18 protein-coding genes and 1 tRNA gene are annotated in these 21,017 nt (G+C 43.2%); 14 read left to right on the forward strand and 5 right to left on the reverse strand.

Annotated features, from left to right (window positions below):
* The first annotated feature begins 93 nt into the window (after positions 1–93).
* The 9 genes from K6V30_RS13325 (at position 94) to K6V30_RS13365 (ending at position 5,600) form a co-directional block, all read left to right on the forward strand.
* Positions 94–1,041 (forward strand): DUF6047 family protein, encoded by a 948-nt coding sequence (locus tag K6V30_RS13325; protein ID WP_117742427.1) that lies wholly within the window; start codon positions 94–96, stop codon positions 1,039–1,041.
* 5 nt (positions 1,042–1,046) lie between these two features.
* Positions 1,047–1,223: a hypothetical protein gene (locus K6V30_RS13330; protein WP_002562197.1), complete on the forward strand. Its 177-nt coding sequence runs from the start codon at positions 1,047–1,049 to the stop codon at positions 1,221–1,223.
* Positions 1,224–1,940 (forward strand): DUF6047 family protein, encoded by a 717-nt coding sequence (locus K6V30_RS13335; RefSeq protein WP_224207121.1) that lies wholly within the window; start codon positions 1,224–1,226, stop codon positions 1,938–1,940.
* An 11-nt stretch (positions 1,941–1,951) separates the two neighbouring features.
* Positions 1,952–2,272, forward strand: a complete 321-nt coding sequence (locus K6V30_RS13340) for a hypothetical protein (RefSeq protein ID WP_060386407.1) — start codon at positions 1,952–1,954, stop codon at positions 2,270–2,272.
* A 6-nt stretch (positions 2,273–2,278) separates the two neighbouring features.
* Entirely contained in the window at positions 2,279–3,055 is a 777-nt protein-coding gene (locus tag K6V30_RS13345) for a DUF6047 family protein (protein ID WP_224207122.1), read from the forward strand.
* A 478-nt stretch (positions 3,056–3,533) separates the two neighbouring features.
* The gene (locus K6V30_RS13350; protein WP_082709332.1) at positions 3,534–3,689 is read left to right on the forward strand and encodes a helix-turn-helix domain-containing protein; all 156 of its coding nucleotides are present in this window, start codon (positions 3,534–3,536) and stop codon (positions 3,687–3,689) included.
* Positions 3,690–3,692: 3 nt separating this feature from the next.
* On the forward strand, positions 3,693–3,983 hold the full coding sequence (locus tag K6V30_RS13355) for a helix-turn-helix domain-containing protein (RefSeq protein WP_060386410.1): 291 nt from the start codon (positions 3,693–3,695) through the stop codon (positions 3,981–3,983).
* Positions 3,984–4,274: 291 nt separating this feature from the next.
* A tRNA-Ser gene (locus K6V30_RS13360) sits at positions 4,275–4,362 on the forward strand.
* A 230-nt stretch (positions 4,363–4,592) separates the two neighbouring features.
* Entirely contained in the window at positions 4,593–5,600 is a 1,008-nt protein-coding gene (locus tag K6V30_RS13365; RefSeq protein ID WP_010537423.1) for a beta-ketoacyl-ACP synthase III, read from the forward strand.
* Positions 5,601–5,704: 104 nt separating this feature from the next.
* Here the strand turns inward: K6V30_RS13365 and nuoE are convergent, their stop codons facing one another.
* From nuoE to K6V30_RS13380, 3 genes are read right to left on the reverse strand one after another with little or no spacing between them, the layout of a single operon-like run.
* On the reverse strand, positions 5,705–6,181 hold the full coding sequence (gene nuoE / locus K6V30_RS13370) for an NADH-quinone oxidoreductase subunit NuoE (protein WP_010537424.1): 477 nt from the start codon (positions 6,179–6,181) through the stop codon (positions 5,705–5,707).
* Between the two features lie 18 nt (positions 6,182–6,199).
* Complete coding sequence (locus K6V30_RS13375) at positions 6,200–7,966, reverse strand: NADH-dependent [FeFe] hydrogenase, group A6 (protein ID WP_010537425.1); 1,767 nt, start codon at positions 7,964–7,966, stop codon at positions 6,200–6,202.
* Positions 7,967–7,977: 11 nt separating this feature from the next.
* Positions 7,978–9,885 carry an NADH-quinone oxidoreductase subunit NuoF gene (locus tag K6V30_RS13380; RefSeq protein WP_070613082.1) on the reverse strand — a complete coding sequence of 636 codons (1,908 nt, stop codon included), beginning with the start codon at positions 9,883–9,885 and terminating at the stop codon, positions 7,978–7,980.
* 580 nt (positions 9,886–10,465) lie between these two features.
* Here K6V30_RS13380 and K6V30_RS13385 point away from each other — a divergent pair.
* From K6V30_RS13385 to K6V30_RS13405, 5 genes are all read left to right on the forward strand, one after another.
* Positions 10,466–13,222, forward strand: a complete 2,757-nt coding sequence (locus tag K6V30_RS13385; RefSeq protein ID WP_055269940.1) for an endo-acting ulvan lysase-like protein — start codon at positions 10,466–10,468, stop codon at positions 13,220–13,222.
* 206 nt (positions 13,223–13,428) lie between these two features.
* Positions 13,429–14,796, forward strand: a complete 1,368-nt coding sequence (locus K6V30_RS13390) for a DUF5690 family protein (RefSeq protein ID WP_010537428.1) — start codon at positions 13,429–13,431, stop codon at positions 14,794–14,796.
* A gap of 60 nt (positions 14,797–14,856) precedes the next feature.
* Positions 14,857–15,960: an OprO/OprP family phosphate-selective porin gene (locus tag K6V30_RS13395; RefSeq protein WP_374692871.1), complete on the forward strand. Its 1,104-nt coding sequence runs from the start codon at positions 14,857–14,859 to the stop codon at positions 15,958–15,960.
* A gap of 85 nt (positions 15,961–16,045) precedes the next feature.
* The gene (locus tag K6V30_RS13400; protein WP_055269942.1) at positions 16,046–17,482 is read left to right on the forward strand and encodes a glycosyl hydrolase family 28 protein; all 1,437 of its coding nucleotides are present in this window, start codon (positions 16,046–16,048) and stop codon (positions 17,480–17,482) included.
* Positions 17,483–18,420: 938 nt separating this feature from the next.
* Positions 18,421–18,792 carry a hypothetical protein gene (locus K6V30_RS13405; RefSeq protein ID WP_010537432.1) on the forward strand — a complete coding sequence of 124 codons (372 nt, stop codon included), beginning with the start codon at positions 18,421–18,423 and terminating at the stop codon, positions 18,790–18,792.
* 110 nt (positions 18,793–18,902) lie between these two features.
* On the opposite strand, the gene uxuA is transcribed toward K6V30_RS13405, so the two are convergent.
* On the reverse strand, positions 18,903–20,090 hold the full coding sequence (uxuA, locus tag K6V30_RS13410) for a mannonate dehydratase (RefSeq protein ID WP_010537433.1): 1,188 nt from the start codon (positions 20,088–20,090) through the stop codon (positions 18,903–18,905).
* Positions 20,091–20,139: 49 nt separating this feature from the next.
* Positions 20,140–20,955: an SDR family oxidoreductase gene (locus K6V30_RS13415; protein WP_010537434.1), complete on the reverse strand. Its 816-nt coding sequence runs from the start codon at positions 20,953–20,955 to the stop codon at positions 20,140–20,142.
* Positions 20,956–21,017: the final 62 nt, after the last annotated feature.

Genomic DNA, 21,017 nt, shown 5'->3' on the forward strand with positions numbered 1-21,017 from the left:
CCGCCAACGGATGACTCGTATGTATGAGGTATTGCAGATTGGCGGCTGAATGTTTTTCTTTGTCGCCGGTTATCATGTCTAAAAATACAAGCTATGTCAATCCTGAATGATATTTGGAACCGCATTGCCCGGAAACCGGACAGGCGGAAAGCGGCGGTAACGGAAACTTCCGGGACGAAAAACCGGGTATATGCGGTGGTTACGGAAGAGGGCGTGATACTGTTTTCCGACACCCCCAAGGGTATGAAGGCACGGAACAGCTATCTGCAACATCTGGCCGACGGCTTCTTCAACGTGACCAAAGTACCCGAAACTTTGCGGATATATGAGATTGACCTGCCTACCAAACGGGTGGCCGGGCTGGCGGACAACTGCATCGAAAAGCTGTCCAAAGCGGATTTGCGAAGCACAGACGCACAATTGCGCAGGTCGGTGGTGAACTTCACCTCCGACAAGTTTGCGGATAGAAGTGTGCTGGACGGTGGGGTGTGCAGGGCAAAGTTCGACCTGCGGCCCGATTTCCATAACTTCGACCGGCTGACAAAAGAATTCGGTTTGGGTATCTCGCCCCGGAACTATGATGTAGCGTCATTGCTGTATATTTCGGAAAACGGGTACGCCGGGATTGTTGCGGCAGACAAGGTGCATCCGTTCAGCTATGAGTATGAGTTCAGGGAACTGGCGGAGAAGCTGGGAGACAGCATGAGGGCACGGATGAACGCGCCTTTGTCGGCACACGACTTCGGCTATGCGGCCTTACAGAAAGAGGCAAAGGAGATGGCGGCGGATTTGTTACAATCGGAGTTCCATATTACGGATGGAGAGTTCAGGTTGGGCGCACGGATAAGCCGAATAGAAAGGATGGAAATGTCACATCCGGTGTCGTATCCGCATTCGGAAGAGGAACAGACCGGCGGGTTACCGGAAACACACTACAGGCAGGAAGCTCCTGAACAGCGGATGTCTGACAGCCAACGGCAGGTGAAGCATGCAGCTTCCATTACCCCACAGAAGAAGGAGAAGAAACAATTAATCCTATAGAATCTATGGAAGAAAAGAAAAAGCAAGCGGTGGAAAGCGGCAGTCTGTATATGACATTGGACGCCTTTTACAGACCCGTGTATCTGAGTATGCGCGGACAGGGGGAAGAGGGATTTTCCCGTTATATCAGTAACAACGTGCGGTCTCATACGACCGGTCGGGAATTTATTCCCGACCACTGAATGTTCCGTTTCGACTTTAAAGACAAAAGTCTGATTCCTCCCATATTCGGTACGGACAATGCGGATTATCTGGAACAGCTCTGTCCTGTACTGGAACGGGAGAATATATATCCGTTGGGGGTGGTGAGACTCCGGGATGCGGCATTCTGTGAGGAACGGGGGATTGTACATCTGTCATTATCAGCGGAACATACGGATTTGCTGGAAAATGAGGATTACAGGCGGCTGCGACATCGTTTCGGAATGAACGGGGATGTGATACGCAGCGGGCTGGCTGCTTTTCCCACCTACATGTCGGTGGAACACGGGCGGAAGGTATTGCTGTTTGACAAGACAGACGGTGGGGACAGGATGCTGGATGAGTTTCTGAGTGGGCTGGCCGAACGTTTTTTTGACGGCAAGCGGAAACCTGAGAGTTTGAGGTTTTATGAGGTGGCTCCGCTGAATGCCGCATGCCGGGCAAAAATAGGTGACGGGCAGACGGTTTCTTCGGATATGGTGAGATATGGGATTTGTGTGGCATGTTGCGACATGGCACCTACGCTGAGGAACTTTAACAGGCTGAGAAAATTGCAACGGCAGCCTATGCCGCTGACCGGAGAACAGGAACGGATAGTCTCGTCACTGGTGGCACGACCGGATAATGTACGGTTCCCGAACGTGGAAATGAGGGTGCGGATTCCGGCAAAGAGAAAAGAACAAGGAATGAACATTTAATTTTTTGATGAATGGAAAAAGAGAATACGAACAGTGGCAGTGTGTATGTCACAGTGGACGGACATCTCAACCCGGTGCATGTCAGTATGAAAGGTACGGGTGAGGAAGGTTTTCTGGAGTTTATGCTGGGAGATGTGGAGAAGGCGCTCAAGGAAACGGAAATGCCTACCATGGGCATGATGTACTATAATGTGCCTGATATGAGGATTATTCCGCGTTTGCGGGAAGGGAATAATGATGATTATCTGCGAAGACTGGAAAAGGCGATGGACGGACATGGGATTAAGCCGCATAGATACCTGGCTCTGTCGGAAGTGGTGTATTGCCTGTGAAAGTACATGGACCCGCTTTCAAGGGACGAGAACTATCCCCGACAACTTACACCGGAGATGTGGCGGGAGATAAAGTCCGCACCACCCGAAGTGATAGCGGAGATGCAGGATGATTTGAAGCATGGGAACACGTATTATACAGGTGTTGAGACGGGTAAAGGGGTGCTGCTGTTCGGTAGGGATTACGTAGGAAACCGTCAATACGGGGATTTTATGGCAACGAATATAGAGAAGCGTTTCTTTGAACCGGACTTTGAGGAAAAGTATCTGAATGTGTATGAGTTACGGGGATGGCCTTCATTGATGGAAGGGAAAGTAAACCGCTGTTGCGATGATTACGGCTGTTTGTTGCCGTTGGAGAAGATTCCGGCAGATGCTTTTGTGGACAAATCGGCATTGAAAAGTATAACGGACAGTGAGCGTTATGATCTTGCTCCTACATGGGAGAACTATTATAGGCTGACTGATTCCGGAAAGGGGCTGGGCCTTACTCGGAGTCCGTATAATTATGACTGGATGACACTGCTGTATATCATGGATAAAGGCTATCCGAGAGACGGACTGATAGATGAATACCCGGACAACTTCAGTTTTTACGATAAATTCGAGAAGATAGAAAACAAACTGCTGGGCCGCAACAGATGGGATGTGTATGATGTGATGCAGGAGAAGGCGAAGAAACTGGCAGGGAAATTGTTGAAAGAGCACTTTTCGGAAATACGGCGGAAAACAGACGTAAAGGAAAAAGAGCATGTGAAAAAAAATAAGGGTATAAAGATATAGGGTGATAAAAAATGGCAGGGGAAACCCCGTTACTGTTTGGATGCAGATAACGGGGCTTTTCTTTTTATTTTGTGGTAGCAGTAACCTTAGTTTGAATTTTTTCAGTTTTGTAAATGACATTTTGGCGGAAATAAGCAGTCATAATAGGTATAATTATGGAATGAAAATATGGAAGGAGTAGAAACCGATGGCTGGGTTACGGAAATGGTTAGATATGTTATCTGTCCGGATGAGGATATTTGGTATATTTGGAGTGACAATGCACGCCAACGGATGACTTTAATTTTGAATGTTTTGTCAAGTGTGGAAATATGCTTTTATTTGCTTTGTAAATAGTGAAATTATAAATCAAATTGTTATGGAATTAGTTGTTATAGAGAAACATGCGTATTTACAGTTAAAACTGCAAATAGAGAGTTTATCCGCCCAGATTGAATCCGTTAAAAAGAAAATTGGTCCGGTTGAAATGGAAAAGTGACTGGATGCCCAGGAGGTCTGTCTGGCTTTGAATATCTCCAAACGAAGTTTGCAAGGCTATAGGGAGTACGGGATTATTCCATATTCTTGTATAGGCGGCAAATATATGTATAAAGAGAGTGATTTGGCCAAAATATTAATTCAAAAAGAAAGATAACATATGGACGGAGTAATCACAAGGCAGTCAGAAGAGTACATAATGATGATGAGGATGCTTAAGAAATGCTCAAAAGAGATACTTGAATTTCAGGATTTGCCTGTTCCTATAGCTGGTGAGGTCTATATGACCGGTGAACAGATATGTGGCATGTTGCATATCTCAAACAGAACTTTGCAAAAGTTACGTGATGAACGGGGGATAGCTTATACTGTCATAGGGGGTAAGTTCCTTTATCCTCTTTCTAAATTGCAATTGTTATTGGAAGAAAATTATAGAAATTATATTCGTTAAATCAAGTGGATAATTTGTATTTATGCTATTTTTTTGCTACTTTTGTAAAAGTAAGTAAGAGTGTAACAGGAAGAAAGTTGCAGCATATACGCGGTGAATTATTCGGTGTCATAGGAGCAGAGGCTTTTGGTAAGATACTGATAATGAATAGGGAAATTAAAAGTTAATCGTTCCCTGTCTCTCCGCTGGAAAGCAGCTGTTCGGCTGCTTTTTTGTTTTTATGGAGGGTGATGACTCCGATATTCTGAAACGGAAACGGGGTGTTTCCAATGTTTTTATTGAGTTTTGAAAGGAGAGATGCTCGAGTGGTTGAAGAGGCACGCCTGGAAAGCGTGTATACGCCAAAAGTGTATCGCGGGTTCGAATCCCGCTCTCTCCGCAGAATATGAAACCATTTTATGCTATGCGGGGTTCTTTTCGTTTGTTTTTCAATTATGTACTTATCTGAATTTTAGTCAAAACTTCTCGGTCTTTAGCCAAAAGTTCTTTTCATAGGTAAAAGAGACTGGTATTTTTAGTAATCCTTTCTTGTATATCATTCTCTTTTCTGTATATTTGCGCCCGATATTTTTGAGATATCACATTTTTGTAATTCTGAAAATAGACTTGATGGATAAAATAAATGCGGTAATTACTGGAGTCGGAGGATATGTGCCCGATTATGTGCTGACTAATGATGAAATTTCTAAAATGGTCGATACCACTGACGAATGGATTATGGGGCGTATTGGTATCAAAGAACGACACATTTTGAATGAGGAAGGACTCGGGACTTCTTACATGGCTCGTAAGGCTGTAAAGCAGTTGATACAACGCACGAATACCAATCCGGATGATATTGACCTGATTATTGTTGCCACTACTACTTCTGATTATCGTTTTCCTTCTACAGCATCTATCCTCTGCGAAAGACTGGGATTAAAACATGCTTTTGCCTTTGATATGCAGGCTGTTTGCAGTGGTTTCTTGTATGCAATGGAGACAGGAGCGAATTTTGTCCGTTCGGGGAAGTATAAAAAGGTAATCATAGTGGGGGCTGATAAGATGTCTTCTATCATTGATTATACAGACCGCGCAACTTGTCCTATCTTCGGTGACGGTGCGGCTGCTTTCATGCTGGAACCAACGACAGAAGATGTAGGAATCATTGATTCCGTTTTGCGGACGGATGGTAAAGGGCTACCTTTCCTGCATATAAAAGCCGGAGGGTCTGTATGTCCGCATTCGTATTATACTTTGGATAATCATATGCAGTATATTTATCAGGAAGGCCGTACTGTATTTAAGTATGCTGTAGCCAATATGTCGGATGCATGCGAGGCCATTATTGCAAGAAATCATTTGACGAAGGAAGATATTGACTGGGTGATTCCTCATCAGGCCAACCAACGTATAATCACTGCTGTAACACAGCGTCTGGAAGTGCCATCGGAAAAGGTTATGGTCAACATTGAGCGTTATGGCAATACGAGTGCCGGCACGCTTCCGCTTTGTATCTGGGATTTTGAAAATAAACTGAAAAAAGGCGATAAGCTGATTTTCACTGCGTTCGGAGCAGGATTTGCCTGGGGAGCCGTTTACGTGAAGTGGGGATATGACGGAAAAAAGCTGAGCTAAAAAAGTCCGGTATTGGATAGATGATATAGATAAAAAGCAAAGGGTCATCTCAAGATAAAATTTTCAAAGTGAGAGCTTTATCTTGAGATGACCTTCTTTTTGTTTTATTCCAGTTTCTCAATGATTTTCTTTACGTCTACCGGTTGTAACCGTCCGTACACCTTTTCACCGATCATCACTACCGGAGCTAATCCGCAGGCGCCTACGCAGCGCAGGCAGTCTAATGAATATTTCCCGTCAGGAGTGGTTTCTCCGACTTCGATGCCAAGTACCCGTTTGAATTCTTCCAATAATTTCTCTGACCCCCGTACGTAGCATGCCGTGCCCATACAGACGGAAATAGGATGCTTTCCTTTCGGAGTCATAGTGAAGAAGGTATAGAATGTCACTACCCCGTAGACTTTGGATACGGGAATTCTGAGTTTCGAGGCTATGATACGCTGCATCTCTTCAGGCAAATAGCCGTGCAGATGTTGCGCTTCATGCAAAATATTTATTAATTCGCCCGGATTGTTTCCATGCTTGTCGCAAATCGTTTTGACTTGTTCCACCACATCACAGGCTAGCTTTATATCTGACATAATACTACTTGTTTAAAGTTAATCGATCGATTTGTTGAAATAATGCGTATGTAACAGCATTTCCGATTTCTCGCCCAGTGGTTTGCCGAGATATTCTTCATACAGTTTTTGAATATACGGATTTTCGTGAGATTTGCGTAAAGGTTTGTTGGCGTCTTCACGGTAAAGGGCGTTGGCACGTGCATAAAGAACGTCTGAATTGCCGTGATGCAACGGTTGTCCGCCACCTCCGATACAGCCGCCGGGGCATGCCATGATTTCGATTACATGATATTCATTCTGTCCGTTTCGTATATCTTCCAGCAAATGCCGTGCGTTGCCTAGTCCGTGGGCGATGCCTACTTTCAGTTCAAATCCGTTTAGATGGATGGTAGCACGCCGCACACCGCTCAGTCCGCGTACCTGTTCAAAATTTACATTTTTCAGCGGTTCTCCGGTATAGATTTCGTAAACGGAGCGCAGGGCGGCTTCCATTACACCACCTGTCGTACCGAAGATGACACCGGCACCGGTAGATTCTCCCATAGGATTGTCGAACGGGCTGTCCAGTACGAGGGTAAAACCGATGTTGGCACGCTTTATCAGTCGTGCCAGTTCGCGGGTGGAGATGGAATAATCAACGTCGGGGATGCCGTTCACTTTAAATTCGTCACGGTCACATTCATATTTCTTGGCCAGACAGGGCATGATGGAGACGACTACCAGTTTCTCGCGGGGGATTCCCATTTTCTCTGCCCAGTAAGACTTGGCGATGGAGCCGAACATCTGTTGGGGAGAACGTGCGGTAGAAGGGATATCCAGCATATCCGGGAAATGATGTTCGAAGAAATTCACCCATGCCGGACAGCAGGAAGTCAAGATTGGAAGCCGAACGGATTTGTCGCCATCCAAGTAGCGTGTCAGTCGGTTCAGAATCTCAGAACCTTCTTCCATGATGGTCAGGTCAGCGGCAAAGTCTGTATCAAATACGTAGTCGAAGCCCAGTTCGCGCAAGGCGTAAACCATTTTTCCGGTTACCAACGTGCCGGGAGGTAACCCGAATTCCTCTCCCAAGGCGGCACGTACGGCGGGAGCTGTCTGAACAATTACGACTTTATCGGGATTGGCCAGGTCATCCAATAGGCGGTTGGTGTAGTCGCGTTCGGTCAATGCTCCTACAGGGCATACGGCTACACACTGTCCGCAGTAGGTACATTCACTGTCTTTCATCATTCTGTCGAATGCCGGTGCTATCGTTGTGTTGAATCCACGACGGATAGCTCCCAGTGCTCCGACTGTCTGTACATCATTGCAGACGCTTTCGCATCGGCGGCAGAAGATGCATTTGTCCATATTGCGTACAATGGAGGAGGTCACTTCCCGTTTGCGGGGAGAAAGTTCGCCACCGTTGAATGGCATCTCACGGATGTTGAAGCGCAGTGCCAGTGTCTGGAGTTCACAGTTTCCGCATTTGGGACAGGTGAGACAGTCGTTGGGATGATCGGACAGGATAAGTTCGGCTACTACTTTCCGGGCGTTCATCACACGCAGCGTACTGGTTTTTACTACCATCCCTTCCGTGCAACGGGTAGCGCAGGCGGGAGCCAGATTGCGACGCCCTATCACTTCGACTACGCAGATACGGCAGGAAGCGGGATTGTTTTTGATACAAGTGCCTTTCAAGTCGATGTGACACAGTGTGGGGATGTTGATGCCGATTTTACAAGCGGCTTCGAGGATCGTGCTTCCTTCGGGTACGGTAATAAAGTGACCGTCTATCTGGAGGGTGATTTGTTTTTCTTCCATAGCAATAGATTTTAGCAGACAAGAATAGCTTTGAATTTACAGCGTGCCATGCACATGCCGCACTTAATACATTTCTCAGGATTGATAACGTGAGGCTTGCGTACTAAACCACTGATGGCATCTGCCGGACAGTTCTTGGCACACAGATGGCATCCGATACAAAGTTCCGGATTAATGGTGTAGGTCAGCAACGACTTGCATTGTTTGGCGCGGCAGGTCTTGTCTCTGACATGTTCCAGATATTCGTCGTAAAAGTTGTCCAATGTGGATAAAACCGGATTCGGGGAAGTCTGTCCCAATCCGCAAAGTGCCGTATCCTTTATCACCTTTCCGAGAGTGGAAAGCGTGTCCAGGTCTTTTTCTGTACCTCGCCCTTCCGTTATCTTATTCAGCAGTTCCAGCAGACGTTTATTACCGATACGGCAGGGCGTACATTTGCCACAGGATTCTTCGACCGTAAAGTCGAGATAGAAACGGGCAACGGATACCATGCAGTCATCTTCGTCCATGACGATCATCCCTCCCGATCCCATCATGGAGCCGGCTGCCAGTAGGTTGTCGAAATCGATAGGAGTATCCAGATGTTTCTCTGTCAGGCAGCCACCCGACGGACCACCTGTTTGTACGGCTTTGAATTTCTTTCCACCTTTGATGCCTCCGCCTATTTCGTAAATAACTTCCCGCAAAGTGGTTCCCATTGGCACTTCGATGAGTCCGACATTGTTGATCTTCCCTGCAAGAGCGAATACTTTCGTTCCTTTAGAACGTTCCGTTCCGATAGAGGCGAACCATTCGGCTCCTTTCGTCAGTATAATAGGAATATTGGCAAGAGTCTCTACATTATTCACGTTGGTTGGTTTGCCCAGATAACCGGATTCTGCGGGGAAAGGAGGTTTTAAGGTCGGTTCACCCCGTTTTCCTTCCATCGAGTGTATGAGGGCGGTTTCTTCACCGCAGACGAAAGCCCCTGCTCCATAACGTATCTCTATATCGAAACAGAAATCTGTCCCCAGAATGTGATCTCCCAATAATCCATACTCACGAGCTTGCTCAATCGCTTTTTTAAGACGGTTGATGGCAAGCGGATATTCGGCGCGGATATAGACCAATCCTTTGGAGGAGCCGATAGAATAACCACAAATACACATTGCTTCTACAATAGAGTGAGGGTCGCCTTCCATGATGGAGCGGTCCATGAATGCGCCGGGGTCACCTTCGTCGGCGTTACAGACAACGTATTTTACATTTGATACTTGTTTCCCGGCAAATTCCCATTTCAATCCTGTAGGGAATCCACCACCACCACGTCCCCGTAGTCCGGAACGTTTGATAACGTCGATGACGTCGGCAGGCTGTTTGCAGAGCAGGCAGTCGGCTAATGCGAAGTATCCTTCCCGGGCGATGTATTCTTCTATATTTTCGGAGTCGATAAATCCGCAGTTGCGCAATGCGACACGAAGTTGCTTCCGATAGAAGTCCATGTGTTTGGAGTCACTGACGGTCTGTTCGGTTTTCGGGTCTGTGTAGAGCAGCCGTTCGATTCTTCGTCCTCCGATGATGTGTTCACTGATGATTTCCTCCGCATCTTCGGGAGTGACTTGGGTGTAAAATGTATTGTCCGGAATGATTTTTACGATGGGACCTTTTTCGCAGAAGCCGAAGCAACCTACTGTGATGACATCTACTTTGTCAGTAATCCCGTTTCTTTCAATGGCTTTTTGAAGATTTTCCATGATGCCTTGACTGGAAGAAGCTTTACAACCGGTACCTCCGCATATAAGAATCTGGAGATGTTTTGTTCCGGACGCCAGGCCGCAACATTTTTCGGAAACTTTTTCATTACTTTCTTCGCGCAATGAAAGATTGTGCTCCGCTCTCTTCCTGATTATTTGTAAATCATGGATAGATAGTATTTTCATAAGTATCAGAATTGTTAGATTTCTGCAAATATAATTCTTTGTTTGGAATTGGAGCTTTGTTTGGCGAAAATAAATATTCCTGTTTGGTGTAAACCTGCGGAAGTATGGTATGAAATCTTTATTTTTAACACTTTTCGTTGACTGTATTAACTATAATAATGATACAAAAAAATTATCTTCGCATCGGAAAAGGGCGAATACCCATATGAATCCGACAATAGTTGGGGAGATTCGCAAGAATATTGTAGAGTAACTTATAGAGTCCTGCCGGAGCTGAGTCTGAATGGGGAAATGGTTCTTGCCCGAACTTTTTGTAGTTTCGATGGTAAGAATGTACAGCAAGGGTTTCGACAGGACGGGGAAACGTAAGTTGTCTCCCTGATATAAAGGGAAAAAAGGGGATTGTGATAGCCTGTAAGTAGAATGCTTGCAGGCTATCTTTTTGAACATATATAAGAATCCGGGGGAACAGGGGATCGGCATCTGTGAAAATAAAAACAACTCATCCGATACCGGTTAGGTAAATAATTCCTTATTTTCGTATTAAATACATAGCAAACGTAAATTAAGAAATGGAAGTATGAGGCGAATTTTGTTAGGATTGTGTATGCTGTTTTTCCTGAATATACACGGGCAAGAAATTCCATTGCCGGAAAAAATGCCGCAGGAGCATCCGAGAGTACTGACTACTCCGGAAGGAAAGAAAGAGACATGGAAGTTAATAAAGAAAGAGGCATGGGCACAAGATGTCTTTAATAAGCTGAAAGAACGGACAGATGTATATACACGTCGTACGGAAAGTCAGCCGGACTGGTTATTATCCCGTTTGGCAATGTATTGGAAGTCGCATGCGACGGAAGTGTACGTGAAGGGAGAAGTGTTCGACCATGCCGGAGGTGAAAAGGCGCCTGCTCCGACCGTACGTTATACCGGAACACGGGGAACGGCTGCCACACACGGTCGCCCTAAACTCGAGGATATAGTACCTTATGATGATAATGAAGACGGAAATGTGGCTTTCTGCAACAATGCCTTGGAAGGTCGTCCGCTGGAGAGTGTACATCCGTCCAAGACCGGACGTAATATTGAGAATCTGAATTGTGAGATACTGGGAATTGCCCGTGATGCCGCTTTCCTCTACTGGATGACGGGGGAGGAAAAGTATGCAAAACTGGCTGCCGGTGTCTTCGATACTTATATGACGGGGATTTATTATAGAAAGGTACCTGTTGACCTGAATCACGGGCATCAGCAGACATTGGTAGGGTTGACGTCGTTTGAAGTGATTCATGAAGATGCCCTGCATATTGTCGTTCCTTTGTATGACTTCCTGTATAATTATCTGAAATCCAACTATCCGGACAAGATGATAATTTATGCCGGAGCATTGAAGAAATGGGCAGATAATATTATAGCTAATGGAGTACCTCATAATAATTGGGATTTGTTGCAGGCACGATATGTCATGAATGTGGGACTGGTGTTGGAAGATAATAAAGAGTATACGGATGGAAAAGGACGCGAATACTATATTGACTACGTGATGAATCGTTCGAGCATCCGCCAGTGGAGTCTGACTAAGCTGGCTGATTATGGCTTTGACTCCGAAACAGGAATATGGGCGGAATGCCCGGGATACAGTAGCGTAGTAATCAATGACTATGCGAACTTCGCTAATCAGTTTGACCATAATCTGCAATATGACTTGGTAGCAGCAATGCCTGTATTGGCAAAAGCTGTAGCGGCTACTCCTCAGTATCTTTTTCCTAATAGGATGATCTGTGGTTTTGGAGATACGCATCCGGGTTATTTGAATACGAACTTCTTTATCCGGATGATACAGAATGCGCAGGCGAACGGAAAAAAGGAACAAGAACGTTACTTTACAGCTTTGTTGAAATGTCTGAATCCGGTAGCCGACAACGAAAAAGAGGGTAAGAAGAATGTCCGGGTATCTGTCAATTCGTTCTTTGAAGACAAACCGTTAGTACTGGACCCGAAAGTACAGGCGGGGAAAATAGAAGACTATGTATCTCCTTTATTCTATGCTCCCAATGTATCATGGCTGGTACAGCGGAATGGAATGGATTCACGCAACAGTCTGATGATTTCGTTGAATGCAAGTGAAGGTAATCATATGCATGCGAACGGGATTTCGATGGAACTTTACGGGAAAGGATATGTGTTGGGACCGGATGCGGGTATCGGACTTTTCTTATATAGTGGTCTGGATTATGCTGAATATTACTCTCAGTTTCCTAGTCATAATACAGTTTGTGTAGATGGTATTTCGAGTTATCCGGTGATGAAAAGTAATCATTCTTTCGACTTACTTTCTTGTTTTCCGGCCACGGCTGAATCGGGAAGCGGATTTACTTCCGTCACATATAGCAATGTGGCTTTCCGGGAGCCGGAAAGCCGGGCAGATCAGACTCGCATGATGAGTATTGTTACTACCGGGCCGGAGACAGGGTATTATATCGATGTATTCCGAAGCCGGAAAGAACAGGGAGGCGATAAAATGCACGATTATTTCTACCATAATTTAGGGCAGACAATGACGCTTACGGCTGCTGATGGTACAGACTTGAATTTACAGCCTACCGAAGAATTAGCTTTCGCAGGGGCTCATCTTTATGCTTATTCCTACTTATATGATAAGAAGGTGGCTGCTACCGATAAAGATGTGAAAGTGACTTTTACAATTGACATGAAGGATAAAGACGGAGATGATATTTCTATGAACCTTTGGATGAAGGGGGAGCCGGAACGGGAAGTATTCACAGCATTGGCACCGATGACTGAAGGGTTGAGCCGTATTCCCGGTATGCCTTATAATATAAAGGAGCAACCTACTTTGACTTTTGTCGCCCGCCAGCATGGAGAGGCATGGAACCGTCCTTTTGTCGCTGTTTATGAACCTAGTACGCGGAAAGAACCTTCGGCTATTGAGGCAGTTTCCTTTTTTGATGCGGAAGAAGCCGGTTTGAAAGACTTTGCAGGTATCTGTGTCGAAAGTAAAAACGGACGTACAGATCATATTTTCTCTTTGTCCGATTCGTCGCAAACCGCTACCTATCGGGGGATGAAAGTGAAAGCGGACTACGCTGTAATCAGTAACGAATATGCGGGAAACCGGACATTCTTTTTGGGAAATGGGACGCAGTTGATTACACCGGATGTTAGTATCCGGACTTCAGCAGCTGCTAATGTGTTGCTTGAACAGAAGCAGGGAAAATGGTATATTCTTTCTTCTGCTCCCTGCACAATAATGATTGACGGAAAAAACGTACAATCCGGAGTAACGTCTAAATCGACTTTATTGGCTGTGCAATAAGGATCATTTCATAAGATGAAATAATGGAATAAAAAAGGACTGTTAAATCTCTTTTTTATTCCATTTATAAGAAAAAGCAGTTACATAAACATTACATTAATATTACCTCGGATTCTGCTTGATAATGAAGAAAATGAATCTCTATAATTCATTTATCTCCTCGCTGTTCCACGCTACTTTTGCCTCAGAAATCAAAAACGAAAAGTATGAAAACGATTACTGAGGCAAAGTTGAAACTAAGTGCTAACAAGAAACTGTCTGATTTACTCTTTATCTTATGGGCTGGCGGAGCAGCTCTTCTTTCTTACTCTCTGGTATACGCGCTCCGCAAACCATTTACAGCTGCTACTTTTGACGGATTGGAAGCTTTCGGTCTTGACTATAAAGTTTTGGTTACCATTATTCAGATTTTGGGCTATCTGATAGCTAAGTTTATCGGTATCAAATTGATATCCGAATTGAAAAGGGAGAATCGTTTGAAGTTTATTCTTGTCTCTATTGCTGTGGCAGAACTGTCGCTGGTTGCATTTGGATTACTTCCTGCTCCTTATAATATGTTTGCAATGTTTTTTAATGGACTTTCATTGGGATGTATGTGGGGAGTAATTTTCAGCTTTATTGAAGGGCGCAGGACGACGGATATTCTGGCGAGTCTGTTAGGAATCAGTATTGTGATCAGTTCGGGGACAGCGAAGTCGATCGGACTTTTTGTGATGAATACTTTGAATGTCAGTGAGTTCTGGATGCCGGCGTTGATCGGTGCTTTTGCACTTCCTTTGTTGGCATTGCTAGGCTATAGCTTAACCCGCTTACCGCAACCGACTGAGCAGGATATCGAGCAAAAAAGTCATCGGGTCACCTTGAATGGGAGACAGCGGAAAGAACTGTTCATTGATTTCATGCCTTTCCTCATCTTACTGTTTGTCGCCAATTTGATGTTAGTAGTGCTTAGAGACATAAAAGAAGATTTTCTTGTGAAGATTATTGATATGAGCGGGCATTCTTCGTGGATGTTTGCACAAGTGGATACGGTGGTCACATTAATCATTCTCGCTTTATTCGGAGCAATGGTTTTTGTCAGAAGCAATATAAAAGTATTGGTCGTTTTGCTTGGACTGGTAGTGATGGGGACAGCTACGATGAGTTTTGTTTCGTTCAACTATGATTCTCTGCAATTGGATGCCATCACTTGGCTGTTTGTGCAGAGTCTGTGTCTTTACGTTGCTTATCTTTGTTTTCAGAGTATCTTCTTCGACCGTTTTATTGCTTGTTTCAAGATAAAAGGCAATGTAGGCTTTTTCATTGTGACAATTGACTTCATCGGTTATACAGGCACTGTATTGGTACTGATGTTTAAAGAGTTTGCCCATACAGAAATTAACTGGCTGGAGTTTTACAATCTGTTGTCCGGTTATGTGGGGCTGATCTGCACGGTTGCTTTTACTTGCTCCATGATTTATTTGATACAGCGCTATAAAAAAGAGAAGCTACTGAAGAAAGAACGGGAAGCAGGATTATCCGGGGGGATAAAGTTTGTGGGTGAAGGAATGGAATCTACCCTGTCACAAATCTGAAAAAGAGGACTGATGAAACGAATGAAATATAGCTTGATATTCTTTCTTTTTTTGTTGTCTATGCTGGTCGTTCCGACGATCACAGCTCAAAATGCTACGGATGAGATACAGTATAAGATAACCGGACGCATGTTGATGGACGGCGGTATCTATTTAAAGAATCCGGTGGATTTTGGAAACGGAACGGAGTTTAACGATCTTCGTATAGGTATGAAGGCTACTTACCGGAATTGGAAGATGAAACTGGAGATGGGATATGCAGGGAATAAAGCTGCGATTAAGGATGCCTTTGCCACCTATTCTTATAAGAAGCATTCCATTCAGGTCGGTCAGTTCTATGAACCGTTTAGTCTGGATATGCTTTGCAGTACGTTTGATCTTCGCTTTAATCAATCACCGGGTGTTGTTCTGGCATTAACGGATAGTCGGCGTATGGGAGTGGCTTATTCTTATAATGCAAAACATTACTATCTGTGTGGCGGATTGTTTACCGATAATGATTTAAGTAACTTGAAAAATGTGTCGCAGGGATATGCCATTGATACCCGTTTGGTGTATCGTCCTGTTTATGAAAAAGGAAAACTAATTCATCTGGGAGTGGCTGCCACCCGTCGTACACCGGATGGTGTACTTCCGGAAGATGGAAATAAGGATACATTCACTTATAAATCTGTGGGAGTGAGTACCATTGATAATCGTACATTGGTCGTGGCAAATGTAGATAATGCAGTATCACAGTTTAAAATAGGAACGGAGTTGCTCATTTATTATCATAAATTCTTTCTGCAGAGTGAATACATCCGTACTCATGTCAATAGACAACATAATTTTAGAGATTATGTGGCACAGGGAGCGTATATACAATGTTCCTGGTTATTGCTGGGGCATCATTATCTGTATGATGAAGAAGTGGCGTGTCCGGGAAGACCGGAAGGAAAAAGCCTTGAACTGTGCGCGCGATTTAATTATCTCACTTTGAATGATTCCTCTGCGGGAATTGAAGGAGGCAGGCAGAAAGATTTCTCCGTAGGACTTAATTACTATCTGAATAAACATATCGCAATCAAACTGAACTATAGCTATTTCCTTCCCGGAGCGAATGTGAAGGTAATTGATAAAAACGACTTTAGTGTTTTGCAGGGACGATTTCAATTCATCTTCTAAGTTTTCATGAATAAATCGGATAGAGAATAGGTAGATTTTCTTTATTGTTCGTAGTATTATAAAAAGATTTTTATTCGATACTATCATGAAAAAATATGTATTCTTATTATTTGCAGCATTATTGGGTAGTGTGACTTGTGTTTTTGCCAAAGACACGCTTGTAACTTGGAATGCTCCGGCAGGAGTTGCCTTAAATAGTGATTTTACAGTTAAAGTCCGTCAGCTGGATGAAGAATGGAACACATTGTCTACCTACCTTATCAAGGTAGATGAGGTAAGAGATACGAAACATTATGTAGAACGTGCTTCGATGGCAACCTTTGATTTTACAGGGAAGGTAGAAGTGGCTGTAACCTATAATTGGGGAGAAGTGCAGACAGCAAAAGTCCGTCCTCTTTCGTATGATATCCCGTTTCAGATCAATGGTAATACCGTTACTTTTACATTAGAACGTCCGCGAAATCTGTCAGTGGAAGTGAACGGAGATATTTTTCATAATCTTCACTTATTTGCAGGACATCCGGAAAGAATGATCCCTGACAAAGATGATCCGGAAATACTTTACTATGGTCCTGGAATACATACAGTAGAAAATGGAGAATTGAAAGTTCCTTCCGGTAAGACTGTCTATCTGGCGGGAGGAGCTGTCTTAATGGGGCGTATTCTGATTGAAAATGTGCATGATGTAAAATTGCTGGGAAGAGGAATTATCGATTATTCCATAAAAGGAGGCATTCGTATAGCAAATTCCCGTAATGTCTATGTAGAAGGAATTGTAGCTACACAGTGTGCAACAGGAGGATCGGAAAATGTCACGATCCGTAATGTCAAAAGTATTAGTTATTATGGATGGGGAGATGGCATGAATGTTTTTGCGAGCAATAATGTATTATTTGATGGTGTTTTCTGCCGCAACTCAGATGATTGTACTACTGTGTATGGAACCCGTCTGGGATTTGAAGGAGGTTGTCGGAACATAACCATGCAGAATTCCACCCTTTGGGCAGATGTGGCCCATCCTATTTTTATTGGAATCCATGGTAATTCAAAAGCACCCGAAGTTCTGGAAGATCTGAATTATATCAATATTGATATTTTGGACCATCGTGAGAAACAGATAGATTATCAAGGATGTATGGCTATTAATGCCGGTGATAATAATCTAATACGCAATGTTCGTTTCGAAAACATCCGTGTTGAGAATTTCCGTCAGGGGCAACTTGTCAATTTACGTATCTTTTATAATGAGAAATACTGTACAGCCCCTGGACGAGGTATTGAAGACGTCTTGTTTAAGAATATATCCTATACCGGAGAGAATGCGGAACTTTCTATTATTGAAGGATATGATGAGAAACGTAAAGTAAAGAACATACGTTTCGAAAACTTGAGAATAAATGGAAAACTGATTGATGATCATATGCTGGACAAACCTCAGTGGTACAAGACTTCTGACATGGCACGTATTTATGTAGGACCTCATGTGGAAAATATTGTATTCACGAGTGACTCCTTTGAGTAAAGTTAAAACCGAAGTTCGTGAATACATGCGTTGTTATCGAATGGTTTAGGGGTCGGGTAGGCAAATCTCTTTTATTATTCGTAATACGGAATAAAACATAGTTTTGCGCATATTTCAAATTGTATAATAGATACAAAGTTTGAAATGAATATAGTAAAAAGATTGTTGAAAAGACGGCTTTATTACGAATGGGTATATCAAAGGTATAAAGGTGAAACAGCTCTTCATCTTTCATTAATATCTCTTTTCTTGAATATAGGCAGATAAGTTCGGTTGTATTGGAGATAAACTTCTTCTTCTCTAATACCAAACTCTTTTTGCGCTTATTCCAAACTTAAAATGCAACCTTTGTTTTTATAAACGCAACTTGCGTTTATAAAAACAAAGGTTGCATTTGTAAAAACAAAGCTTGCGTTTATAGATTGATTGCCGATAAAGATAGCTTTGCTATTAATCAAAAGGAAGTTTGTCTCCAGTCAAGCAGAACTTATCTGCCTATATTCCAGAGAGAAAGTCCGGTCAATCAGAACCAAGGCAATACAGGATGTGATGTTTGAGCCATACGATACTCTCCTAAGAGAAAAAATAGATGTTTTGGGAAATAGTAGAAGAAAAACAGTTAATTTTGTAGGAAACTCTTTGTTACTCCTTGATTCTCCGGGTGCCGAATATAGCTCTTTCAATGATAAAGATTGGGAAACGGTAGGTTTGCCGCATTCTTTTAGTATCATAGACTCTGATATAAGTATGTGCGAAGCATTTTTTAAGGAGAAATAAGGGTATTACCCTAGTAATTTGTAGAAAAATATAGAAAAAGAGCAGGAGAATGATCATTATGATATTATAAATTACTATTTTTGTGCACTCTGTAACAGGATGATATTCTTATCCTGATAGTTGAACCGTTGAGCATGTTTTATATTATAAATGATAGATATATGAAATTATTAGTTTTTATTTCGTTATTTGGAGGTTTATTGTTAGCCTCTTGCGGTGGCAGTAGTTCACAAAAAAATGCAAGTACACAAGAAGTAAATCCGGCAGATACTATTTATTTAGGTGATTTACGTGAAAAATTTGAAGGAGACAGCATATTCTTTAAAGTTGTTGCTCCTGATTTGATGCTGATGGATTATCAGTATTTCTGGGCAGCTACAGAGTCTGAAGCAGTAGAGAAGGGACTGACCAAAGAATATTATAAGCGTGTTAAGAAAGAAATTTCAGAAACCAATGAAGCGATTAAAAAAGGTGTAATGAAAGGTGCGGATGTAAAACGCATACCGGATTTCCAGGAAGCACAAAAGAAATAAATCATTTTAGAAGAATATGACCGTTTCTATATAAATAAAAAAGAAGGGAGATGTTAAATACGACATTCTCCCTTCTTTTTTATCTGTATAGGATGTCTGGTGAAAAAGAATCATAACTCCATCTGACGCTGCATTTCATCATCTACCACGGCCATCATCCCTTCCACTTGCGCCAGAGCCAACATACGTCCGTGGAAAGAATAGCCTGGATTGTACCCCTTGTCTTCATCTCCCAGCATCATTCTGCCATGATCGACGCGCATAGGTAATCCCGGATTTTCTTTCTCAAAGATTCGGATAAGGTCAATGATATGTCCTCTTCCTGCAAGATGCGAACTTTCTATGAAGTTTCCTCCCGCTATGGAGGCAGTGCTGCGAAGGTGGACGAAATGAGTGCGTTTAGCAAACTTCTTTGCTAATTCACGTGTGTCATTATGCTCACCGGCACTCAGAGAGCCGGCACAGAATGTCAGACCGTTGTGTGGATTGTCCACGGCATTCAGAAACCATTCTATATCTTTTTCATTGGTAACGATACGTGGTAATCCTAATACCTGAAATGGGGGATCATCAGGATGTACACACATGTTGATATCATATTCTTCACATACAGGCATGATTGCGGTCAGGAAATAGTGCATGTTCTCACGCAAAGTTTCCCGGTCGATATCTTTGTACAGAGCAAGCAATCGTTTGAAGATAGCGACCGGATTTTTGTCCCCTTCCTTGATGTTACCGTTGACAAAGCCCTGAGTCTTAACAATGATGGTATCGATTAGAGCTTCTTTTTCTGTTTCAGTGATCACTTTGTCGAGTTCATTTACTTTATGAAGCTCCTCTTCGGTGTAATCTTTCTCTGCTCCCTCACGTCCCAATATTCTGATATCGAAGTAAGCAAAACGAATACGGTCATAGTACAACGAACTGGTACCATCCGCCCAAGGATGCTGCAAGTCTGTGCGTATCCAGTCGATAACCGGCATAAAGTTATAACAAACAGTTTTTACTCCGCATTTACCCAAATTGGCAAGACTGACTTTGTAGTTTTCTATCAGCTGTTCACGTTCTGTTCCCCCGTATTTGATCGCTTCGCATACAGGTAAACTTTCCACTACAGACCAGCGAAGTCCATATGACTCGATATATGACTTTAAATCACTGATAGCCTCTGTTGTCCATATTTCTCCATTGGGTACGTCATGCAAAGCTGTGACAATCCCTTCTACACCTATTTGACGGAGCATTGGCAAGGTAATCTTGTCTTTTTTCCCGAACCATCTCCATGTTTTTTCCATCATAGTTTCTTTTCTTTTGAGGAACTAGAATAATAAATTCAGAACTATCAATTTATACGCCGCTGAATGCGCTGAAACCACCGTCGATAGGTAACATTGCTCCGGTTACAAAACTGGCAGCTTCACTGCACAAGAATTGTACGGCACCATTTAATTCTTTAATATCGCCAAAGCGGTTCATGGGTGTTTTAGCTAAAACCTTTTTGCTCCTGTCGGTCAGCGAACCATCGGGATTAATGAGTACATGACGGTTCTGATCGCCTATGAAGAATCCCGGCGCAATGGCATTCACACGAATACCGTCACCATACTTCAGGGCCATTTCGCTTGCCAGCCATTGTGTAAAGTTGGCTACGGCTGTTTTCGCTGCCGAATAGCCAGGCACACGAGTGATAGCACTGTAAGCCGCCATCGAAGATACGTTGATAATGCATCCTTGTTTCTGTTTAGCCATCACTTTGCCGAAAATCATGGATGGATAGACTGTACCGTTCATATTCAGACTAGTCACTTTTTCCCAACAAGAAATATCCATATCATAGAAGTGCTGGTCCGGTTCGAGAGTCGCTCCCGGCATGTTTCCACCTGCGATATTCAAAAGAATGTCAATCCGTCCCCACTTGGCAACAATCTCTTCGGCTACTTTTTCCAGATTGGCAGTATCCAGTACGTTGCCGATAATACCGATTACGTCATCACCATATTGCTTTAATTCGGTTACGCGATTGTCAAGTTGTTCCTGTCGGATATCGATAGCTACGACTTTAGCTCCCTGCTGTACAAAGTGTTGGGCAATGTTACCGCCCAATACACCTCCTGCTCCGGTAATGACAGCTACCTTACCGGCAATACTAAATAATTCGTTCATAGTTTTATTTATCATTTATTTGAATTGTTGCAAAAGTAGCTGCTTTTTGGATGTGATGTTAT

Origin of the sequence: Bacteroides faecis (genome assembly GCF_020091505.1) — a bacterium.
In the GTDB taxonomy this organism is placed as follows: Bacteria; Bacteroidota; Bacteroidia; order Bacteroidales; family Bacteroidaceae; genus Bacteroides; species Bacteroides faecis.

Excerpts from the sequence above, each read along its gene's own strand:
- nuoE (WP_010537424.1), bottom strand. The coding sequence starts at position 6,181 with ATGTCAGATATAAAGCTAGCCTGTGATGTGGTGGAACAAGTCAAAACG.
- K6V30_RS13325 (WP_117742427.1), top strand. The coding sequence starts at position 94 with ATGTCAATCCTGAATGATATTTGGAACCGCATTGCCCGGAAACCGGAC.
- K6V30_RS13415 (WP_010537434.1), bottom strand. The coding sequence starts at position 20,955 with ATGAACGAATTATTTAGTATTGCCGGTAAGGTAGCTGTCATTACCGGA.
- K6V30_RS13340 (WP_060386407.1), top strand. The coding sequence starts at position 1,952 with ATGGAAAAAGAGAATACGAACAGTGGCAGTGTGTATGTCACAGTGGAC.
- K6V30_RS13385 (WP_055269940.1), top strand. The coding sequence starts at position 10,466 with ATGAGGCGAATTTTGTTAGGATTGTGTATGCTGTTTTTCCTGAATATA.
- K6V30_RS13405 (WP_010537432.1), top strand. The coding sequence starts at position 18,421 with ATGAAATTATTAGTTTTTATTTCGTTATTTGGAGGTTTATTGTTAGCC.
- K6V30_RS13395 (WP_374692871.1), top strand. The coding sequence starts at position 14,857 with ATGCTGGTCGTTCCGACGATCACAGCTCAAAATGCTACGGATGAGATA.
- K6V30_RS13365 (WP_010537423.1), top strand. The coding sequence starts at position 4,593 with ATGGATAAAATAAATGCGGTAATTACTGGAGTCGGAGGATATGTGCCC.
- K6V30_RS13345 (WP_224207122.1), top strand. The coding sequence starts at position 2,279 with ATGGACCCGCTTTCAAGGGACGAGAACTATCCCCGACAACTTACACCG.
- K6V30_RS13330 (WP_002562197.1), top strand. The coding sequence starts at position 1,047 with ATGGAAGAAAAGAAAAAGCAAGCGGTGGAAAGCGGCAGTCTGTATATG.
- K6V30_RS13355 (WP_060386410.1), top strand. The coding sequence starts at position 3,693 with ATGGACGGAGTAATCACAAGGCAGTCAGAAGAGTACATAATGATGATG.
- K6V30_RS13400 (WP_055269942.1), top strand. The coding sequence starts at position 16,046 with ATGAAAAAATATGTATTCTTATTATTTGCAGCATTATTGGGTAGTGTG.
- uxuA (WP_010537433.1), bottom strand. The coding sequence starts at position 20,090 with ATGATGGAAAAAACATGGAGATGGTTCGGGAAAAAAGACAAGATTACC.
- K6V30_RS13335 (WP_224207121.1), top strand. The coding sequence starts at position 1,224 with ATGTTCCGTTTCGACTTTAAAGACAAAAGTCTGATTCCTCCCATATTC.
- K6V30_RS13380 (WP_070613082.1), bottom strand. The coding sequence starts at position 9,885 with ATGAAAATACTATCTATCCATGATTTACAAATAATCAGGAAGAGAGCG.
- K6V30_RS13375 (WP_010537425.1), bottom strand. The coding sequence starts at position 7,966 with ATGGAAGAAAAACAAATCACCCTCCAGATAGACGGTCACTTTATTACC.
- K6V30_RS13390 (WP_010537428.1), top strand. The coding sequence starts at position 13,429 with ATGAAAACGATTACTGAGGCAAAGTTGAAACTAAGTGCTAACAAGAAA.